The sequence below is a fragment of the Aeromonas sp. 600276 genome (genome assembly GCF_049175815.1).
Lineage (GTDB): Bacteria > Pseudomonadota > Gammaproteobacteria > Enterobacterales > Aeromonadaceae > Aeromonas > Aeromonas dhakensis.
Genome location: NZ_JAAKVU010000004.1, coordinates 24322 through 44119, shown reverse-complemented (window position 1 = coordinate 44119; position 19798 = coordinate 24322). Strand labels below are relative to the sequence as shown.

The 19798-nt window shown below is 60.3% G+C and carries 18 protein-coding genes; 17 read left to right on the top strand and 1 reads right to left on the bottom strand.

The window, feature by feature from the left end; all coding sequences use genetic code 11:
* Positions 1-39 precede the first annotated feature (39 nt).
* Entirely contained in the window at positions 40-2529 is a 2490-nt protein-coding gene (locus G5134_RS05090) for a penicillin-binding protein 1A (RefSeq protein ID WP_010633193.1), read from the bottom strand.
* 287 nt (positions 2530-2816) lie between these two features.
* Between G5134_RS05090 and tapM the strand changes: the two genes are divergently transcribed.
* The 17 genes from tapM (at position 2817) to astD (ending at position 19737) form a co-directional block, all read left to right on the top strand.
* Entirely contained in the window at positions 2817-3887 is a 1071-nt protein-coding gene (gene tapM, locus G5134_RS05085; protein WP_082969887.1) for a PilM family type IVa pilus assembly protein TapM, read from the top strand.
* Positions 3875-4453 (top strand): PilN family type IV pilus biogenesis protein TapN, encoded by a 579-nt coding sequence (tapN, locus tag G5134_RS05080; protein ID WP_017787952.1) that lies wholly within the window; start codon positions 3875-3877, stop codon positions 4451-4453. The genes tapM and tapN overlap by 13 nt, the downstream gene beginning before the upstream one ends.
* Positions 4450-5049 carry a PilO family type IV pilus biogenesis protein TapO gene (gene tapO, locus G5134_RS05075; RefSeq protein WP_005298374.1) on the top strand — a complete coding sequence of 200 codons (600 nt, stop codon included), beginning with the start codon at positions 4450-4452 and terminating at the stop codon, positions 5047-5049. Before tapN ends, tapO begins: the two co-directional genes overlap by 4 nt.
* Positions 5046-5576 carry a pilus assembly protein PilP gene (locus G5134_RS05070; RefSeq protein ID WP_017787950.1) on the top strand — a complete coding sequence of 177 codons (531 nt, stop codon included), beginning with the start codon at positions 5046-5048 and terminating at the stop codon, positions 5574-5576. Before tapO ends, G5134_RS05070 begins: the two co-directional genes overlap by 4 nt.
* Positions 5577-5592: 16 nt before the next feature.
* Complete coding sequence (locus G5134_RS05065) at positions 5593-7794, top strand: type IV pilus secretin PilQ (RefSeq protein WP_065016834.1); 2202 nt, start codon at positions 5593-5595, stop codon at positions 7792-7794.
* A gap of 191 nt (positions 7795-7985) precedes the next feature.
* Complete coding sequence (aroK, locus tag G5134_RS05060) at positions 7986-8504, top strand: shikimate kinase AroK (protein WP_005298388.1); 519 nt, start codon at positions 7986-7988, stop codon at positions 8502-8504.
* A 14-nt stretch (positions 8505-8518) separates the two neighbouring features.
* Positions 8519-9601: a 3-dehydroquinate synthase gene (gene aroB, locus G5134_RS05055; RefSeq protein ID WP_421231916.1), complete on the top strand. Its 1083-nt coding sequence runs from the start codon at positions 8519-8521 to the stop codon at positions 9599-9601.
* The gene (locus G5134_RS05050; RefSeq protein ID WP_065016835.1) at positions 9591-11198 is read left to right on the top strand and encodes an SPOR domain-containing protein; all 1608 of its coding nucleotides are present in this window, start codon (positions 9591-9593) and stop codon (positions 11196-11198) included. Before aroB ends, G5134_RS05050 begins: the two co-directional genes overlap by 11 nt.
* 71 nt (positions 11199-11269) lie before the next feature.
* On the top strand, positions 11270-12142 hold the full coding sequence (locus tag G5134_RS05045) for a Dam family site-specific DNA-(adenine-N6)-methyltransferase (RefSeq protein WP_017765003.1): 873 nt from the start codon (positions 11270-11272) through the stop codon (positions 12140-12142).
* A gap of 149 nt (positions 12143-12291) precedes the next feature.
* Positions 12292-12966, top strand: a complete 675-nt coding sequence (gene rpe / locus G5134_RS05040) for a ribulose-phosphate 3-epimerase (RefSeq protein ID WP_010633199.1) — start codon at positions 12292-12294, stop codon at positions 12964-12966.
* Positions 12953-13621, top strand: coding sequence for a phosphoglycolate phosphatase (locus tag G5134_RS05035; protein ID WP_005298398.1), 669 nt, complete (start codon positions 12953-12955; stop codon positions 13619-13621). Before rpe ends, G5134_RS05035 begins: the two co-directional genes overlap by 14 nt.
* Before the next feature lie 39 nt (positions 13622-13660).
* The gene (gene trpS / locus G5134_RS05030; RefSeq protein ID WP_005298400.1) at positions 13661-14665 is read left to right on the top strand and encodes a tryptophan--tRNA ligase; all 1005 of its coding nucleotides are present in this window, start codon (positions 13661-13663) and stop codon (positions 14663-14665) included.
* 124 nt (positions 14666-14789) lie between these two features.
* Positions 14790-15005, top strand: coding sequence for a hypothetical protein (locus G5134_RS05025; RefSeq protein ID WP_005298403.1), 216 nt, complete (start codon positions 14790-14792; stop codon positions 15003-15005).
* Positions 15006-15025: 20 nt separating this feature from the next.
* The gene (locus G5134_RS05020) at positions 15026-15607 is read left to right on the top strand and encodes an aminodeoxychorismate synthase component II (RefSeq protein WP_017765005.1); all 582 of its coding nucleotides are present in this window, start codon (positions 15026-15028) and stop codon (positions 15605-15607) included.
* Positions 15608-15884: 277 nt separating this feature from the next.
* Positions 15885-17102 carry an aspartate aminotransferase family protein gene (locus tag G5134_RS05015; protein WP_065016836.1) on the top strand — a complete coding sequence of 406 codons (1218 nt, stop codon included), beginning with the start codon at positions 15885-15887 and terminating at the stop codon, positions 17100-17102.
* Positions 17103-17177: 75 nt separating this feature from the next.
* Positions 17178-18197: an arginine N-succinyltransferase gene (astA, locus tag G5134_RS05010; RefSeq protein WP_421231915.1), complete on the top strand. Its 1020-nt coding sequence runs from the start codon at positions 17178-17180 to the stop codon at positions 18195-18197.
* 70 nt (positions 18198-18267) lie between these two features.
* Positions 18268-19737 (top strand): succinylglutamate-semialdehyde dehydrogenase, encoded by a 1470-nt coding sequence (astD, locus tag G5134_RS05005; RefSeq protein WP_065016837.1) that lies wholly within the window; start codon positions 18268-18270, stop codon positions 19735-19737.
* Positions 19738-19798 lie beyond the last annotated feature (61 nt).

Sequence of the window (19798 nt, the reverse complement as noted above, 5' to 3'; positions counted from 1 at the left end):
ACCGGCGCCTGGGCGCCGGTTTTTGTCTGCTGCGGTTGCTTAGAAGATATCGTCGGTGGAGACAGGGCCGTCAGTGTCCGAGCCATCGCCGCCATAGACCTGATTGCCATCCGAGCTCTGGGTGGCGAAGCGGGTCGGTTCGGTGCCTTCCTTGAAGAACTCGTCCGTGCTGCTGCCATCGGTGCGGTTGGTCAGCAGGCCGGTTTCACGGTCGATGCGCACCGTGATGATCCCTTCCGGCACCGGCATCTTGCGCTCGGGGATCTGCTTGAGTGCCGTCTTCATGAAGTCGATCCAGATGGGCTGTGCGGCGCCGCCGCCAAACTCGGCCCGGCCCAGGCCACGCTGGTGGTTGTCAAAACCGATCCAGGAGGTGGCGACCAGGTTCGGGGTATAGCCTGAGAACCAGGCATCGCGCGACTCGTTGGTGGTCCCGGTCTTGCCCGATATATCGTGGCGCTTGAGATCGCGAGCCGCCCGCCAGCCGGTGCCGCGCCAGCCATTGCCGCCCCAGATGGCGGTGGTCAGGGTATCGGTGACCAGGAAGGCGCTCTGAGCACTGATGGTCTGCGGCGCCATATTGTTGGGCACGACGGGATCGATGGGGCACTGGGCCTTCCAGTCGGGGGCCGTATTGGCATAGGCATCCGCGCTGTCCAGACCGGCGGCGGCCAGTACGCCGCAATCGCGGCAGGCGGCGGCCGGATTGGCCTGATAGAGAGGCGCCCCGAAGCTGTCGGTCACCTCGGTAATGAAGTAGGGGGTGACCTGGAAGCCGCCGTTGGCCAGCACCGAATAGCCGCGCACCACTTCCAGCGGGGTGAACTCGGCCGCGCCCAGTGCCAGCGATTCGTTGGGCGAGATGGTGTCGCGGGCAAAGCCGAAGCGGGTCAGGCCGTCGATATAGGTATCCAGCCCGATGGCGCGCATCAGCCGCACCGACATCACGTTCTTCGACTTGGCAAGACCAAGGCGCAGCGGTGTGGGGCCGTCATAGATGGCCGGGGAGTTCTTGGGCTGCCACATGGGGCCCTTGGAGGGATCCCACTGGTTGATCGGCGCATCGTTGATGAGCGAGGCCAGGGTATAGCCCTGCTCCAGCGCGGTGGCATAGAGGAAAGGCTTGATGTTGGAGCCTATCTGGCGACGTGCCTGATCGACCCGGTTGAACTTGGACAGCTCGAAGCTGAAGCCGCCGACCAGCGCCTCGATGGCGCCATCCTGCGGATTCATGGCCACCAGGGCGGCGTTGACCTCGGGGATCTGGGAGAGCAGCAGCTCTTCACCCTTCTCCCGTACCCAGATCTGGGCGCCGACCTTGAGTACGTCCCGTGCCGATTTCGGGGCAAAACTCTGGCGATCGTCGGTGATGAAAGAACGAGCCCACTTGATGCCGTTCCAGCCAAGCTCGGCCTGCTTGCCGTTTTTCAGCACTATGGTCGCGCTCTTGTCACCCAGCTTGGTGACCACGGCGGCCATCAGCGGCTGATAGGTCGGCTGCTTGGCCAGATGGGCCATGATCTTGTCGTAATCCCAGTCGGCCTCGCCGCTCTTCCACAGCTGGGCGGTCACCCCCTTGTAGCCATGGCGGGTGTCATAGTCGAACACGCCGTCGAGCAGAGCCTGACGGGCAGCCCGCTGACGCTTGGCGGTGACCGTGGTGTAGACGTGCAGGCCCATGGTGTAGGCGTCTTCCCCAAACTGCTCCACCATCTTTTGGCGAACCATCTCGCCGAGATAGGGGGCGTTGAGGGTGGTCTCTGCTCCGTGATAACGGGCCTTGATCGGCATCTTGGAGGCTTCGTCATACTGGGCCTGGGTGATCTTGCCGGTTTCCAGCATGCGGCCCAGCACCACGTTGCGGCGGGCGAAGGCCCGTTCCGGCGAACGGATCGGGTTCAGCATGGAGGGGGCCTTGGGCAGACCGGCAATGATGGCGATCTCATCCAGAGTGAGCTCTTTCACCTCTTTGCCAAAGTAGACCTGGGCGGCGGCGCCGACCCCGAAGGCCCGATAGCCGAGCGGTATCTTGTTGAGGTAGAGCTGCAGTATCTCGTCCTTGGAGAGATTCTGCTCGATGCGCCAGGCCAGGAAGACCTCCTTGATCTTGCGCACCAGGGTCTTCTCGTTGCTCAGGAAGAAGTTGCGGGCAACCTGCTGAGTGATGGTACTGGCGCCCTGGCGTGCCTGGCCGGAGACGGCCCAGACGGTGGCAGCCCGCAGAATGCCGATGGGGTCGATGCCGGGGTGCTCGTAGAAGCGGGCATCTTCGGTGGCGAGCACCGCATCGATCATGGACTGGGGAATTTCATCCAGATGCAGGGGGATGCGACGAATTTCGCCAAATTGGGAGATCAATTCCCCATCCCGGCTGTACACCTTCATCGGGGTGGCCAGCTTGACGTCGCGCAGTGCGGTCACATCCGGCAACTGGGGCTTGATGTAGAAGTAGATACCGATGAGGCTGGCAACACCCAGCACAGCACCCAGCATCATGACAATAAACAGGCGTACGAGCCATTTCAGCATGGAAGAACTACCAATCGTCTTAAAATTAGCCAACGGGCGCAGAGTATAGCCCTTTTGCCTTCGTGAATTCGAGGTTTTCCTGACGATGGTCCGGTTCCTCGAGAAGAGGCGGGAGGTTAGCACTCTGCGACTCAATAACCAAGGGGAGGAGGGCGCGGCTCGGAAAGCGAGTTGCATCACTTTTCGGCATAAACTTTATGACATTGATAGATAGAGCATTTAGGATGAGTTAAGCCATCATCTTCTGATTAGCTGTCCTACAATCAATCCTAAAACCCATATAACGCATGGATGTGTATATGTTTGGGCTATTCAACAAGGGTTCTCTGCTTCCACTGGCAGGCATTGATTTTGGAAGTCAGACCATCAAGGCCGTGACCATCACCGGCCGTCCCGGCAAGCTGCACCTCGAATCCGTGGCGGAGGTTGCCACTCCCAAAGGCACCCTGGTCGATTATCAGCTGCAGGATATCGAGCGGGTCGGCCAGTCTCTCAAGAGTCTCAAGCGCCTCATCTCGGGCAGCAGCCAGTATGTGGCTACTGCCGTCACCGGCTCCAACGTGATCACCAAGGTCATTCAGGTGGATGCCAGCCTGAGTGAAAGCGAGCTGGAAAATCAGGTCCAGCTTGAGGCCGAACAGCTCATCCCTTTCCCCCTCGATGAAGTGAGCCTGGATTTCGAGATCCTGGGCAAGGTCGCCGATCAGGAGCGTCAGGAGGTGCTGCTGAGCGCGGCCCGCACCGAGAGCGTGAATGGTCGGGTCACCGCGCTGGCGGAAGCCGACATGACCACCAAGGTGGTGGATGTCGGGGCACACGCCTTGGGGCGGGCGGTACTCGCCTGTCTGCCTGAGTTGCAGGAGTGGGACAAACCGGTCGGTGTCATCGACATCGGCGCCAGCGCCATGACATTTGCCGCGCTGGTGAAGGGGGAGGTGATCTACTCCCGCTTGCAGAACTTTGGCGGTGACCAATACAGCCAGGCGCTGGCCTCTTTCTACAGCCTCTCTCTGGATGATGCCGAGCAGGCCAAGCTGCAGGGCAAGTTGCCAGTTGATCACGAGCTGGATGTGTTGCTGCCCCACATGAATGCGTTGTTGCAGCAGGTGCGGCGTAACGTCCAGCTGTTTTGCAGCTCTTCCGGCCACCGGGAGCTTTCCAAACTGGTGTTGAGCGGAGGGGGCAGTTTGCTGCCCGGGTTGGCGGCTCAGATTGGCAACGAGCTCAGCTGCGAGGTGTTGCATCCCGATCCCTTTACCCTGTTCGGCAAACCCAAGGGAGAGGTCGCTGCCCATGGTGCCAAGTACATGACGGCGCTGGGTCTGGCATTGAGGAGCTTCACGCCATGTCAAATATAAACCTCCTTCCCTGGCGTGAAGCCAGGGCGCTGCGTCAGAAGAAGCAGTTCGGCGTCATGCTCGGTATCTTCATGGCCATCACGGCGTCCCTCGGTTTTGCCGCCGACTGGCTGGTGGAACAGCAGATCGGCCATCAGCAGCAGCGCAACCAGCGTCTGCAGCAGGAGATGACCATTCTCGATGCCCAGCTTGGCGAGATCCGTCTGCTCAAGGAGCGGCGCAAGGAGCTGATTGACCGCATGCAGTTGATCGAGCATCTGCAGATGCGTCGCAATCTGCCGGTTCGTCTGTTCAACCAGTTGCCTTCGTTGGTACCCAATGGGGTGTATCTCAACACGTTGGCCCTGCAGGACAACCGGATCGACGTGAACGGCAAGACCGAAGCCTATGGCAGGGTGGCCAGCATGATGCGTCGCATCGATGGTTCCGGCTGGCTTGGACAGTCGCAGATCAGCACCATCTTTGCGGCTGATGTGGCACCAGTTTCGCTCAGCCAGTTTTCCATGATGTTCAAGGTCGCCGTGGCGGCTGGAGCCAGCCTCGACATGGCTAAGGGGCAGAAATGAACCTGCAACAGCTCAACGAACTGGATTTCAACAATATCGCCAGCTGGCCCAAACTGGCCAAGGGGATCTTCATTCTGTTCTTCTGCGCCCTGCTTGGGGGGGCCATCTATTACTACGTGATTGCCAAGTCGCTGACTCTGCTGACCCAGGAAACCGACAAGGAGGCAGAGCTCAAGTCACAGTTTGAGAGCAAGGCGATGCTGGCTGCCAACCTCGGTGCCTACAAGGCGCAGATGGTGCAGCTTGAACAACTGGTCGATACCCAGCTCAAACAGCTGCCCAATACCCATGAGGTTGCCGGGCTGCTGGATGACATCAGCTTCATTGCCACCGACAACGGCCTCAAGCTGAATCGCATCAACTGGGAGCCGGAGATCAAGCACGAGTTTTCCACCGAGCTGCCCATGCGAATAGAAGTGGTGGGCACCTATCATGAGATCGGCAAGTTCACGGCAGACATGGCGGCCTTGCCAAGGATTGTCATTCTGGAGTCGTTCACACTGGGTCAGGGCAAGGAGCAGGATGACATGATCGCCATGTCGATGCTGGCCAAGACCTATAAATACAACGGCAAGACGGTGGAGCAGAAAAAATGAGGATACTCTGCGTTCTGTTGCCGGCATTGTTGCTGACGGCCTGCGGCGGTCAGGATGACATGGATAATTACGTGGCCGATGTGAAGGCCAGAAAGCCGGTTCCCATTGAACCGCTTCCCGAAATAAAGCCCTTCTCTCCCATGGCTTATCATCTCAGTGATCAGCGCAGTCCCTTCATCGCTCCCCAGCCCGAGGCCAGCAGTGCCAAGACGGATGCCAAGGTGAAACCGGATTGCGCCCAGATTGTCGCCAACAGAGAGAAAGAGGTGCTGGAGAACTATTCACTGGCCAGCCTGAGCATGCAGGGTTCCCTTGGCAAGCAGGGGCAGCTCTGGGCCCTGATCAGAACGCCGGATGGTCAGTCCATCCGAGTGGGCCTCAACCAGCATATGGGGCTGGATCAGGGGCGGGTGATCAGGATCACTGACACTTATGTGGATTTGATTGAGACTATACCGGACGGCAAGGGATGCTGGGTGACTCGAGAAACCCAGCTGGGCATGGCCAATCTTGAAGCAAAACGATAATCAGGGATGAACTGCGATGAGAACAACAATAGGTAAGGCAACCAGAGTGGCCCTGCTGTTTTGCGTCGGTGCATGGGGCCAGGCCTGGGCGGTGGCCACCCTGCAGGAGGTCAAAGTCAATCCGCTGATGGCCGATCAACTGCTGCTGGAGCTGAGTTTCAGTGAACCGGTCAGCGGGTTTACCGATCGGCTATCCTATGAACCCAACCAGTTGCTGCTGCATGTGCCGGGGGCGGTGGGGGCACTCAACGTGAATCCCCTGCCCATCAAGCAGCAGGGGGTGGATAACATCAAGGTAGAGGGCAAGGGGGCGGGTCTCGATATCAAGATTGCGCTCGATCAACTGACTCCCTATCAGGTGCACCAGCAGGGCAACAAGCTGTTAGTTGCGTTGGGGGACAAGGCGGCCATGCCATTGCCAACCACGACCTCTTCCTCCGGACTGGTGGCTTCCCAGCCGACCTCGTCCGCCCTTATCAATACCCAGCCGGTAACCTCGTCGGCCTTGATCAACAGCCAGCAGCTTGCTCGCCAGAGTGCTCCGGTGGCGGCGCCGGTTGCCAGCAAACCTGTGTTGCCAACCCCGCAAACTTCGGCCAGTGGCGCTTACTTCAACTCCGTCAAAGGCGTGGATTTTCGACGTGGCAAGGACGGACAGGGGGAATTTCTGGTGACGCTGGATAACAGCTCAGCCGCCGTGGACGTCAGCAGCCGCGGTCAGACTGTGCTGGCCAAGTTTCACGGCACCCGGGTTCCGGACGACCTGCTCAATCTGATCAATGTGCAGGATTTTGCCACCCCTGTTTCTCAGGTTGAGGTGTTTCGCCAGGGCAATGACACCCTGTTCGAGCTGTCGGTCAACGGCCAGTTTGATTATCGCTACGACCAGGCGGACAAGATGTTCATCGTCGAGGTGAAAAAGCGCACCGCGGCGAGTGCCGGCAAGCAGTATCAGGGCAAACCCATCTCCCTCAATTTCCAGGATATTCCGGTCAGAACCGTGTTGCAGCTCATCGCGGACTTCAACAATCTCAACCTGGTGACCACGGACTCGGTGTCGGGCAACATCACCCTGCGGCTGGATGGGGTGCCCTGGGAGCAAGCCCTCGACATCATCTTGAAGGTGCGTGGACTCGACAAGCGGCTGGACAACAACATTCTGCTGGTTGCACCGGCGGAAGAGATTGCCGCCCGCGAGAAACAGCAGCTGGAGAGCCGCAATCAGGTCGCCGATCTGGCCCCGCTCTACACCGAATATCTGCAGATAAACTATGCCAAGGCATCCGAGGTGGCGGCGCTGCTTTCGTCTGAAAGCACCAAGCTGCTCTCTGCCAAGGGGGCGGTGAGCGTGGATGAGCGGACCAACGTGCTGGTAGTCAAGGACACCGCCGACGTCATCAGCAACATCAAGCGCATGCTGGATATTCTGGATATCCCGGTCAAGCAGGTGGTGATCGAAGCGCGCATGGTGACCATAGACGATGGCTTCGACGAGGCTCTCGGGGTGCGCTGGGGGGTGACCAAGAACGACGGTCACGGCAACAGTACCTCGGGCTCCATCGAGGGCAATGATGGTTCCGGCAACAACAACGGTGGCTCGACCATTACCCGCCCCGGGGTGGACGATCGGTTGAACGTCAACCTGCCGGTGACCAATGCCGCCGGTACCCTGGCCTTCCAGGTGGCGCGGCTGGCGAACGGCACCTTGCTGGATCTCGAGTTGTCGGCTCTGGAGAAGGAGAGCAAGGCCGAGATCATCGCCAGTCCCCGGGTGACCACGGCCAACCAGAAGCCGGCGCTGATCGAACAGGGGACCGAGATACCCTATGTGGAGTCCTCCTCCAGCGGGGCTACCTCGGTCACCTTCAAGAAGGCAGTGCTGAGTCTCAAGGTGACGCCGCAGATCACCCCTGACAACAGGGTGATCCTGGATCTGACCGTGACCCAGGACACCAAGGGTGAAACCGTACCTACCGGTACCGGCGATGCCGTCTCCATCAATGCCCAGTCGATCACCACCCAGGTGCTGGTCAACAATGGCGAGACGCTGGTGCTGGGCGGTATCTATCAGCAGACCATTACCAACGATGTGACCAAGGTTCCCCTGCTGGGTGATATCCCGGGTCTGGGGGTGTTGTTTCGCAAGACGACCAGTGCGAACAAAAAGCGGGAGCTGCTGATTTTCGTGACACCGAAGATAGTGACCGAGACTTTCTGAAGACTTTACATGTGAAGGTAAAACACATATAACCTTACGCCCCAATGAGGCTGGGGCGTAAGGGCTGCGGTTGCCAGTCCTGATTTCTATTGAGATAATCCCCCTCCTGATCCATCGCAAGATAAGGTTCATAGGTACCCCGATCGAGAGTTTGTCGGGGTCGTACAGTTTGTAATTACTAACGAAAAGACATGGCTGAGAAACGCAATATTTTCCTGATAGGTCCCATGGGTGCGGGCAAGAGCACCATAGGTAGACATCTGGCAGAACAACTGCATATGGAGTTTTTCGACTCAGATCATGAGATTGAGCGCCGCAGTGGTGCCGATATCGGCTGGGTGTTCGATGTTGAAGGCGAAGAGGGTTTCCGGATCCGCGAAGAGAAGGTCATTGGTGACCTTTCCGAACAGCAGGGTATCGTGCTGGCAACGGGTGGCGGTGCCATCAAGAGCCGTGAAACACGCAACAAACTCTCTGCTCGCGGCATCGTGGTGTACCTCGAGACCACCATTGAGAAGCAGCTGGCCCGGACGCAACGTGACAAACGTCGCCCGCTGCTGCAAACCGAAGAGCCGCCGCGCGAAGTACTCGAACGTCTGGCGCAAGAGCGCAACGCCCTGTACGAAGAAGTGGCTGACTTTGTCATCCAGACTGATGACCAGAGCGCAAAAGTTGTTGCCAATCAAATCGTCAAGTTGATCGGCATGTAATCAAGAGGACGTCCATGGAAAGGTTGAAGGTCGAACTGGGTGAACGCAGCTATCCCATCGAGATAGCGGCAGGTCTGTTGCAGCATGCAGAGGTGCTGACGCAAACCATCAAGGGCAAGCGGGTCATGATAGTGACCAACACCGTTGTCGCCCCCTTGTATCTTGAGCGCATTACCCAGCTGCTGTCCGGTTATCAGGTTGAACACCTGATCCTGCCGGATGGCGAGGCCTACAAGAACCTGGCAACCTTCGAGCGGATCATGTCCGCTCTGCTGGAAACCAACCATGGCCGTGATACCACTCTGATCGCCCTGGGGGGCGGTGTGATAGGTGACGTGGTCGGCTTTGCTGCGGCAAGCTACCAGCGTGGCATTCCTTTCATTCAAGTGCCTACCACACTGCTCTCCCAGGTTGACTCCTCCGTCGGCGGCAAGACCGCCGTCAACCATCCTCTCGGCAAGAACATGATCGGGGCCTTCTATCAGCCCAGACACGTGGTCATCGACACCGAGTGCCTTCAGACCCTGCCTGCCCGTGAATTCGCCGCCGGCATGGCCGAGGTGATCAAGTACGGCATCATCTGGGATGTCGAATTCTTCTGCTGGCTCGAAGCCAACATGTCCCGTCTGCAGGCGCAGGAGCCGGCCGCGCTGGCCTATGCCATCCGCCGCTGCTGCGAAATCAAGGCCGACGTGGTCGGTCAGGACGAGACCGAGCATGGCGTGCGTGCCCTGCTCAACCTGGGTCATACCTTCGGCCATGCCATCGAAGCCGAAAAGGGCTACGGCAACTGGCTGCACGGCGAGGCCGTGGCGGCGGGCACCATGCTGGCTGCCTGGACCGCACAGGCCCGTGGCGATGTGACCGAGCAGGACGTAGCCCGTATCCGGGCGCTGCTGCTGGCGGCCAATCTGTCGGTACAGGCCCCGCCCGAGATGGATTTTGCCGCCTTCATTCGCCACATGCGTCGCGACAAGAAGGTGCTGGAAGGCAAACTGCGTCTGGTGCTGCCGGTTGGCATCGGTCATGCCCAGGTAGTGGCCGATGTCTCCGATGCTGAACTGCTGGCGGTGATCGAGTCTGGTCGTGACAAATAAACTGCTGAAGCTTCCTTCCCAGCGGCAGCTGGTTGACCGGCTGCTGCATCTGATTGAATTCAATCATCCTTTCATTTTTCTTTCCGGCAAACCCGGTAGTGGTCGCGGCACCTTGTGCCAGGACATGCTCGATCGTCTGCCTGAAAAAGTCCGCGTCGCCAGCCTGATCGGCAGTCCGGCCATGAAGATGGTGGACGTGCGTCAGCTGTTGCTGCCCCAAGTGGTGGCCCGCCCGCTGTTCAATCCACAGGATGCGCTGGCAGACAGCTTCTTTCGCATGCTGGAGGGCAAACCGGCCACATTGCTGCTGCTGATCGAACGGGCAGACGAGCTGCCTGCCGAACTGGTTGGCGAGCTGTGGAGCCTGTGCCGCCACAACGACACCCTGGCTGTGCCCCATCAGCTGGCGATCATGGTGTCCGGCAGTGACGTCTGGTGTCGCACCCAGAAGGCGTTGCTCAAAGGGCGTGCCATGCCGGCACTGGAGCTGGAAGTCGCGCCACTGAGCGCCCCCGAACAACGTATCTTCTTGTATGAGAAGGCCAAAGAGCTCAAGATCCCGACAGCCCTCTTGCCCAAGCCGAAAGTGGAAGAGATCCTGAAAGTGGCGAATGGACATCCGTCCACCATCATGCAGTTACTGGAGGATATCATGACCGACAGAAGGCCCAAGAAACGTCAGGCCGAGTTGCCCGTCAAGAAGATTGCGACCCTGCTGGCACTGGTTGCCGGCGGCCTGCTGGCCCTGAGTTATCTGCTGCCGGCCCTGTTCAGCAGTGACGACAAAGGGGCCGTGTCTGAACCCGCCCAGAGCACGGCGCTGTCGATCCCGGTGTCGGGTGGCGATCCGCTCACCGTCGGCGGCAGCAACACCAGCCAGAACGGCAATCAGAGTGTGAACAATGATGGTGCCGCCACCAATCAGGGTGGTGTGGTTCGTGACTGGCAGCCCGATGCCAAGGCCTTGCCCAAGGCGGTGGAGAGCGACACGGTTACCACCGAATCGACCAACTACGAGGGGCGCCGGGTGGTGATCTCCGACGAGGTGGTCGAGAAGCTGATGAAGCAGCCCAACGTCAGCGGAGCCCTGCCCACGGCGGTGGTGGATGAGCTGACCGGTGCTGATTCCCGGGCGGCAGCCACCCAGGATGCGCCTGCCAAGCAGGCGGCCACACCCAATGCCACCGCCCAGGCTGCCCAGCCGGCAACAGCCGCCAAGGCCCAGCCCGCGCAGGCTACCAGTAAGCCGGTGGTCAAACCGGCTGCCGCCGAGCCGGTGGCGACTCCTGCACCCAAGGTGGCGTTGACCCCCGCTGCCACCCTGAACAAGAAGCCGCGCAGCCACTACAGCATCCAGCTGATGGGGGCGAGCAACACCAAGGCGGTCGACAAGTTCGTGGCCGAAAATGGTCTGGCCGGCAAGATCTGGGTCTATCAGACCCAGTTCCGCGGCAGCCCTTGGTACGTGGTGCTGCAGGGGGACTACGCCAGCAGCAACCAGGCCAAGGCCGCCATTCGCAAGCTGTCGCCCGCCTTACTGAAGGGTCAACCCTGGCCCAAGTCGTTTGCGCAGGTACAAAAAGAGTTGAAGCAATAGCCATTTTGGCCGGGAAGGGGGTAGAATCGTCCCCCCTTTTTTGGTCGATGCCTTCTTAACACCGGATTTCCATGAAAAAAACACGCGCTTTTTTAAAATGGGCCGGGGGAAAATACTCCCTGGTTGAAGAGATTGCCGAGCGTTTGCCGGCCGGGCGTGTGTTGCTGGAGCCCTTCGTCGGGGCCGGGTCCGTGTTTCTCAACACCGACTACGACGCCTATGTGCTCAACGACATCAATCCGGATCTGATCGGGCTTTACAACCACCTCAAGCAGACCCCGGACAGCTTCATCGCCGAGGCGCGCAAGCTGTTCGTGGCCGAGCATAACCACAAGGCCGCCTACTACCGGCTGCGTACCCAGTTCAATCAGGCTGATACCAGTTTCGAGCGTGCTCTGCTGTTCCTGTTTCTGAACCGGCACGGTTTCAACGGCCTGTGCCGTTACAACAAGAAAGGGGGCTTCAACGTCCCGTTCGGTTCTTACAAGAAACCCTATTTCCCGGAAAAAGAGCTGTGGGCCTTCGCCGAGAAGGCGCAGAAGGCGACCTTCATCTGTGAAAGTTATGCCGACGCCATCCAGCGCGCCGAAGAGGATTGGGTCATCTATTGCGATCCGCCCTATGCGCCGCTTTCCACCACGGCGAGCTTCACCACCTATTCGGCCGGCGGCTTTACCTTGGACGATCAGGCCGTGCTGGCCAGGCTGGCCCGCCACACCGCGGCTCGCAAAGGAGTGCCCGTGCTCATCAGCAACCACGACATCGAGCTGACCCGCGAACTCTATCGCGGCGCCCGCCTCGACGAGATCCTGGTCAAGCGCACCATCAGCCGCAACGGTGGCACCCGCAATAAGGTAGCCGAGCTGCTGGCGCTCTATCCGCCCGGCATCGAGCCGGAGCAGGGATACTACCCGAGCGACGCCGAACTGGCGCCACTCGGCTGAGACAGACGGCACCTTGGGTGCCGTTTTTTATCTCTCCCGCGGTTGATGATGGCGTCCGCTTTTTCCATACCGTGTGCGGGTCGTTTTCGGCGCTCGTTTGCGGTAAAATTGCGCCGCTTTTTCTGCCACGCTGCCAATGGATGACGCTGATGAAAGACTTTCTGATTGCCCCCTCGATCCTCTCCGCCGACTTTGCCCGTCTGGGGGACGATGTCGCCAAGGTGCTGGCCGCCGGTGCCGACGTGGTCCATTTCGACGTGATGGACAACCATTATGTGCCCAACCTGACCATAGGCCCCATGGTCTGTCAGGCCCTGCGTGACTACGGTATCGAAGCCCCCATCGACGTGCACCTGATGGTCAAGCCGGTGGATCGCATCATTCCCGACTTTGCCAAGGCCGGTGCCTCCCTCATCACCTTCCATCCGGAAGCGTCCGACCACGTCGACCGCTCCCTGGGCCTTATCAAGGAGCAGGGCTGCCAGGCCGGTCTGGTGCTGAACCCGGCCACCCCGCTCACCTGCCTGGAGTACGTGATGGACAAGCTGGACGTGATCCTGCTGATGTCGGTCAACCCGGGCTTCGGTGGCCAGAGCTTCATTCCTGGTACCCTCGACAAGCTGCGCCAGGTGCGCCGCCTGATCGACGAGAGCGGCCGTGACATCCGTCTCGAGATCGACGGCGGGGTCAAGGTGGAGAACATCCGTGAAATTGCCCAGGCGGGTGCCGACATGTTCGTGGCCGGCTCTGCCATCTTCAGCCGCCCGGACTACAAGGCGGTGATCGACGAGATGCGGGCGGAGCTCTCTCATGTCAAACGCTGAACGTGATTTTGACCTGGTGCTGTTCGATCTGGACGGCACCCTTATCGACAGCGCTCCGCAACTGGCGCTGGCGGTCAACCGTACGCTGACCGAACTCGGGCTGGCCGAGGCCGACGAGGCCGTGGTGCGGACCTGGGTCGGCAACGGTGCCGACAAGCTGATCCAGCGGGCGCTGGACTATCGCGCGGCGCCTGAGCTGTTTGCCAGCGCCCGTCCGCTGTTTGACCGCCACTATCAGGCTTGCCTGCTGGAAGGGCTGGCCATGTATGACGGGGTCGAGCAGAGCCTGCGCCGCCTGCAGGCGCTGGGCTACCGGCAGGGGATCGTGACCAACAAGCCGAGCCACTTCGTGCAGCCGATCCTCGATGCCCTCGGCATCGCCGATTGCTTCGCGCTCTGGCTGGGGGGCAACTGCGTGCCGGTCAAGAAACCGAGTCCGGAACCGCTGCTGCTGGCCTGCCACGAGCTGGGCGTCAGCCCGTCGCGCACCCTGATGGTGGGCGACTCCGAAAATGACGTGCTGGCCGCCCAGGCTGCCGGCATGAAGGTGGTGGGGCTGACCTACGGCTACAACTATGGCCGTCCCATCGCAGATTCCCGCCCGGACTGGGTATGCGAGCAGTTTGCCCAGCTCGACGCGCTGCTGGCCGAATAAGCTGGCCAGGCAGGCCGAATAACAAGGATCAACACTCTGATGACTAAACCTATCGTATTGAGCGGGGCCCAACCGTCGGGCCAGCTGACCATCGGCAACTACATGGGGGCCCTGCGTCAGTGGGTCAACATGCAGGATGACTTCGACTGCCTCTACTGCATCGTCGATCTGCACGCCATCACCACCCGCCAGGATCCGGCCGCCCTGCGCAAGGCCTGCCTGGACGCCGCCGCCCTCTATCTGGCGGTCGGCATCGATCCGGCCAAGAGCACCGTCTTCATCCAGTCCCACGTGCCGCAGCATGCGGAGCTCGGCTGGATCCTGAACTGCTACACCCAGATGGGCGAGCTGTCGCGCATGACCCAGTTCAAGGACAAGTCCGCCCGTTTCGAGAACAACGTCAACGTCGGCCTGTTCGGCTATCCGGTGCTGATGGCGGCCGACATCCTGCTCTATCAGGCCAATCAGGTGCCGGTGGGCAACGACCAGAAGCAGCACCTGGAGCTGACCCGCGACATCTGCACCCGCTTCAACAACCTCTACGGCGAGGTGTTCACCCTGCCGGAGCCCTTCATTCCGACCGAAGGCGCCCGGGTGATGAGCCTGCAGGATCCAACCAAGAAGATGTCCAAGTCGGATGACAACGAGGCTAACTTCATCGGCCTGCTGGAAGATCCCAAACAGATCGTCAAGAAGATCAAGCGTGCGGTGACCGACTCCGACGAGCCGGCGGTGGTGCGTTTCGATCCGGAGAACAAGCCGGGGGTCTCCAACCTGCTGACCCTGATGTCCGGGGTGACCGGTCGCTCCATCCCCGAGCTGGAGCAGCATTTCGAAGGCAAGATGTACGGTCACCTCAAGACCGAAACCGCCGAGGCCGTGGTTGCCTTGCTGGAGCCGATCCAGGCGCGCTTCCACGAGCTGCGTCAGGATGAGGCTCATCTGCAGGCCATTTTGGCGGCAGGTGCACAAAAGGCGCGGGAAAGGGCTGAAAAAACCCTGGCCAGCGTATATGATGTAGTCGGCTTCGTTCCTCGAGCCTGACATACTGGGAAGGTGTAGTAGAAGAGAGCTGGGTATTTGCCTGGCTTTCTTTGTTTTACCCGACCTGCTATTCGTTGTTTTCATCTTCCAATTTCAAACGCGGGCGTCTGCCCCAAGAGTTAGCATGTCTGTCGAATCAAATACCACGATTGAAGAGTTGGGTGACAAGGGTCACTGGCTGCGCAAGTTCCGCAAGGCCAAGAACCTGCATACCCTGCAACTGATGGTCTCCAACGCCATCGACAAGCACCACAAAATCCCCGCCATTGCCGCCGCCATCTACCTGGCCGAGTGCCAGCGCGAGCGCGAGATGGAGCAGGGTCGCTATCTGGATCGTTAATTCTCTGCCCTGGTTGACCCATGCTGTTGTTGATCGATAACTACGACTCCTTTACCTGGAATCTGGTGCAATATTTTGGCGCCCTGGGACAGGAGGTAGTGGTGAAGCGCAATGACGAACTGACGCTGGACGCCATCGCCCGGCTCTCTCCCCGCTATCTGGTGATCTCTCCCGGCCCCTGCACGCCAAACGAGGCGGGCATCTCTCTGGCGGCCATCTCCCGTTTTGCCGGTCAGCTTCCCATTCTCGGCGTCTGTCTCGGCCACCAGTCTCTGGCGCAAGCCTTTGGCGCCCGGGTAGTGCGCGCTCGTCAGGTGATGCACGGCAAGACCTCGCTCATCCGTCATCGGGGGGAGGGAGTCTTCAAGGGGCTCAACGACCCGCTGCGGGTCACCCGCTACCATTCGCTCATCGTGGAACGCGACACCCTGCCCGATTGTCTCGAGATCACCGCCTGGAGCGAACATGCCGACGGCAGCCCGGACGAGATCATGGGCCTGCGCCATAAGCAGTTGAATATAGAAGGGGTTCAGTTCCATCCGGAGAGCATTTTGAGCGAACAGGGCCATCAATTGCTGGCCAATTTTCTGGCAAATTCCTGACAAGTCGTGATCGGCCTCTCAAAATCGTGATGAGGCCAAAAATATTTTCCCTGACACTTTATTCACCTGCCTCCCTGTCCAAATTATCTCTTGCCAACACCCCCTGAGCCGTTATGCAATGCGGTTGCCTAAAATCTCACGGGCAATCGAACATTGTTCCCTGTAACGCGCTTTGTTGCAGACTTTTAGCTTTTTTTCTGTGACAATGCCGATGTGTTTACATGGATTTAACTTTTGGGCGGTGGATTATTCTGTCGCCAGATCGAAGGAGAGCAATATGTCAGAGTTGTTGGCAGTGACACGTGAAGTGTTTGATGAAGTGATGGTTCCCAACTATGCGCCCGCCAAGATCATCCCGGTGCGTGGTGAAGGGTCACGTGTCTGGGATCAGGAAGGCCGTGAGTATGTGGATTTTGCCGGCGGGATCGCCGTCAATGGCCTGGGCCATTGCCATCCCAAGCTGGTAGAGGCCCTGAAAACCCAGGGCGAGAAGCTGTGGCACCTCTCCAACGTGATGACCAACGAGCCGGCTCTGCGCCTGGCCAAGAAGCTGGTCGCCGCTACCTTCGCCGACAAGGTCTATTTCTGCAACTCGGGTGCCGAAGCCAACGAAGCCGCCCTCAAGCTGGCCCGTCGCTACGCCATCGAGAAGTTCGGTGCCCACAAGACCCAGATCATCGCCTTCCATCAGGGTTTCCACGGTCGTACCTTCTTTACCGTCAGCGTCGGCGGCCAGGCTGCCTACTCCGATGGCTTCGGTCCCAAGCCCGCTGACATCACCCACGTGGCCTACAACGATCTGGCCGCACTGGCCGAGGTCATCTCCGACAATACCTGCGCCGTGGTGATGGAGCCGCTGCAGGGCGAGGGCGGCATCATTCGTCCCACCGACGAGTTTGCCAAAGGAGTGCGCGAGCTGTGCGACCAGCACAACGCCCTGCTGATCTATGACGAAGTGCAATCCGGCGTCGGCCGTACCGGCGATCTGTTTGCCTACATGGGTCTGGGCGTCACGCCGGACATCCTCACCAGCGCCAAGGCGCTGGGCGGTGGCTTCCCCATCGGCGCCATGCTGACCACCACCGAAATCGCCTCCCACCTGAAAGTGGGCACTCACGGCTCCACCTACGGCGGCAACCCGCTGGCCTGTGCGGTGGCCGAGGCGGTGATCGACGTGGTGAACACCCCGGAAGTGCTGAGCGGCATCAAGCAGCGCGAGCAGCTGTTCCGCGAAGGGCTGGAAGCCATCAACGCCAAGTACCACTGCTTCAGCGAAGTGCGCGGCAAGGGCCTGCTGCTGGGCGCCGTGCTGAACGACGACTACAAGGGACGCTCGCGCGATTTCCTGCTGGCCTCCATCGATCAGGGCCTGATGGCGCTGGTTGCCGGCACCAACGTGGTGCGCTTCGCGCCGTCCCTTGTTATTCCGGAAGCGGACATCAAGGAAGGGCTGGCCCGGTTCGAGAAAGCGGTTGCCCAGGTGGTTAACGCCTGATCCAAATTGAGGTGGGGAACCCGCCCGGCAGGAGCCGGGCCCCCACCTGTCGTCAATGAAAGGGAGTTGTCATTTATGTTGGTTATCCGTCCCATCGAGCAAAAAGATTTTGCCGGTCTCAAGACCTGTGCCATCGAATCCGGCACCGGCATGACCTCGTTGCCCGTCAACGATGAACTGCTGCAGCGCAAGATAGACGCCTCCATCCAGACCTTTTCGGACAAGCCTGCGGGCAAGGGTGACTGCCTCTATTTCTTCGTCGCCGAGGATCTGGAGACCGGCGAAATGGTTGGTACCTGCGCCATCGATGCGGCCGTGGGCCTGTCCCAGCCGTTCTACAACTATCACATCGGCAAGGTGGTGCACTCTTCCCCCAAGCTCGGCATCTACAACGTGGTGGAGACGCTCACCCTCTCCAACGACTACACCGGCAATTCCGAGCTCTGCACCCTGTTTCTGCGCGAATGCGCCCGCGAGGGGCTCAACGGCCGTCTGCTCTCCAAGCACCGCTTTCTGTTCATGGCCGAACACCCCGAGCTGTTTGACGAAACCGTCTTCGCCGAGATGCGCGGCGTCTCCGATGGCGATGGTCACAGCCCCTTCTACGAGTGGCTGCAAAAGCATTTCTTCTCGATGGATTTTCCCACCGTCGACTATCTGACCGGCATCGGCAAGAAGCGCTTCATCGCCGAGCTGATGCCCAAGTACCCCATCTACGTCAATCTGCTGAGCAACGAGGCGCGCGCCGTCATCGGTCAGACCCACGAGAAGACCCGCCCGGCCATCAAGATGCTGCAGGACGAAGGGTTCGTGAATCGCGGCTATGTCGACATCTTCGATGCCGGCCCCACTGTCGAGTGCGACGTGAAGAACATTCGCAGCGTGCGCCGCAGCCAGAAGCTGCGGGTACTGGTGGGCGAGCCCATCGGCGGCAAGACCCACCTGATCTGCAACACCCGCTACGAGCACTACCGCGCCTGCTACGGCAACATCCGGGTCGATCTCGACAAGCACGAGGCCATCATTCCGCCCAAGATGGCGGCGGCGCTCAAGGTGCAGGATGGCGACATGGTGCGTGCCGTCGATCTCGACTGATCCGGCTGGCGACGAAACCGAATATGAAACAGGCAGCCTCGGCTGCCTGCATACCACAGGGAGTGATTGGATGACTCATTTAGTGCAGTTTATCGACGGTCAGTGGCTGGCCGGTGAAGGCAAGCCGTTCGAATCAAAGGATCCGGCCAAGAATCAGGTGATCTGGCAAGGGGAGGCCGCCAGCGCCGCCCAGGTGGATGCCGCCGTCAAGGCCGCCCGCCAAGCCTTCTATCATTGGTCCGATCTGGCCCTCGACGATCGTCTGGCCATCGTGCGCCGCTACGCCGACCTGCTTGGCGAGCACAAGGAGGCGCTGGCCCTGACCATCGCCCGCGAGACCGGCAAGCCGCTGTGGGAGACCCGCACCGAAGTGGCCGCCATGCAGGGCAAGATAGCCATCTCCATCCGCGCCCATGACGAGCGTACCGGCACGGTGGAGAACCCCATGCCGGGCGCCAAGGCGTTCGTGCGCCACAAGCCCCACGGCGTCGTGGCCGTGTTCGGCCCCTACAACTTCCCGGGTCATCTGCCCAACGGCCATATCGTACCGGCGCTGATCGCTGGCAATACCGTGGTGTTCAAGCCCTCCGAGCTGACCCCCATGGTGGCCGAGGCCATGCTGAAGATCTGGCAGGAGGCGGGGCTGCCCAAGGGCGTGCTCAACCTGGTGCAGGGCGAGGTCGACACCGGCAAGGCGCTGGCCGGCAATCCGGACATTGACGGCCTCTTCTTCACCGGCTCGTCCCGTACCGGTCACTTCCTGCACCAGCAGTTTGCCGGCCAGCCGGGTAAGATCCTGGCCCTGGAGATGGGTGGCAACAACCCGCTGCTCGTGAAAGACGTGAGCGACATCGACGGCGCCGTCCATGCCATCGTGCAGTCCGCCTTCATTACCTCGGGCCAGCGCTGCACCTGCTCGCGTCGCCTGTTTGTCGAGCGCGGCGAGCGGGGCGATACCCTGGTCAAGCGCCTGGTAGAGGTGGTCAGCCAGATCAAGGTCGGCCTCTATGACGCCGCCGAGCAGCCGTTCATGGGCGCCATGATAAGCGAGAAGGCAGCGCTCGGCATGGTCGAGGCGCAAGTCAACCTGCAGCGCCTCGGTGGCGAGAGTCTGCTCTCCCTCAAGCATCTGGAAGCAGGCACCGGTTTCGTCTCCCCGGGCATCATAGACGTGACCGCAGTCAGCGCGCTGCCGGACGAAGAGTACTTCGGCCCGCTGCTGCAGCTCATTCGCTACGACGACTTCGATGCCGCTATCGAGAAGGCGAACGCCACCAGCTTCGGCCTCTCGGCCGGCCTGCTCGGCGACAGCGAGGCGGACTGGAACCACTTCTTCAAGCGCATTCGCGCCGGCATCGTCAACTGGAACAAGCCCATCACCGGTGCCTCCAGTGCCGCCCCGTTCGGCGGTATCGGTGCCTCCGGCAACCACAGGGCGAGCGCCTACTACGCCGCCGACTACTGTGCGTATCCGGTCGCTTCCGTCGAAGACAGCAAGGCTGCCATGCCGGATCAGCTGTCTCCCGGCCTGAGCTTCTGACAACAACGAAAAGGGGGCACCTCAGGGGGCCCCTGTCTGTACCCGCAATCAAAGGAAAGAG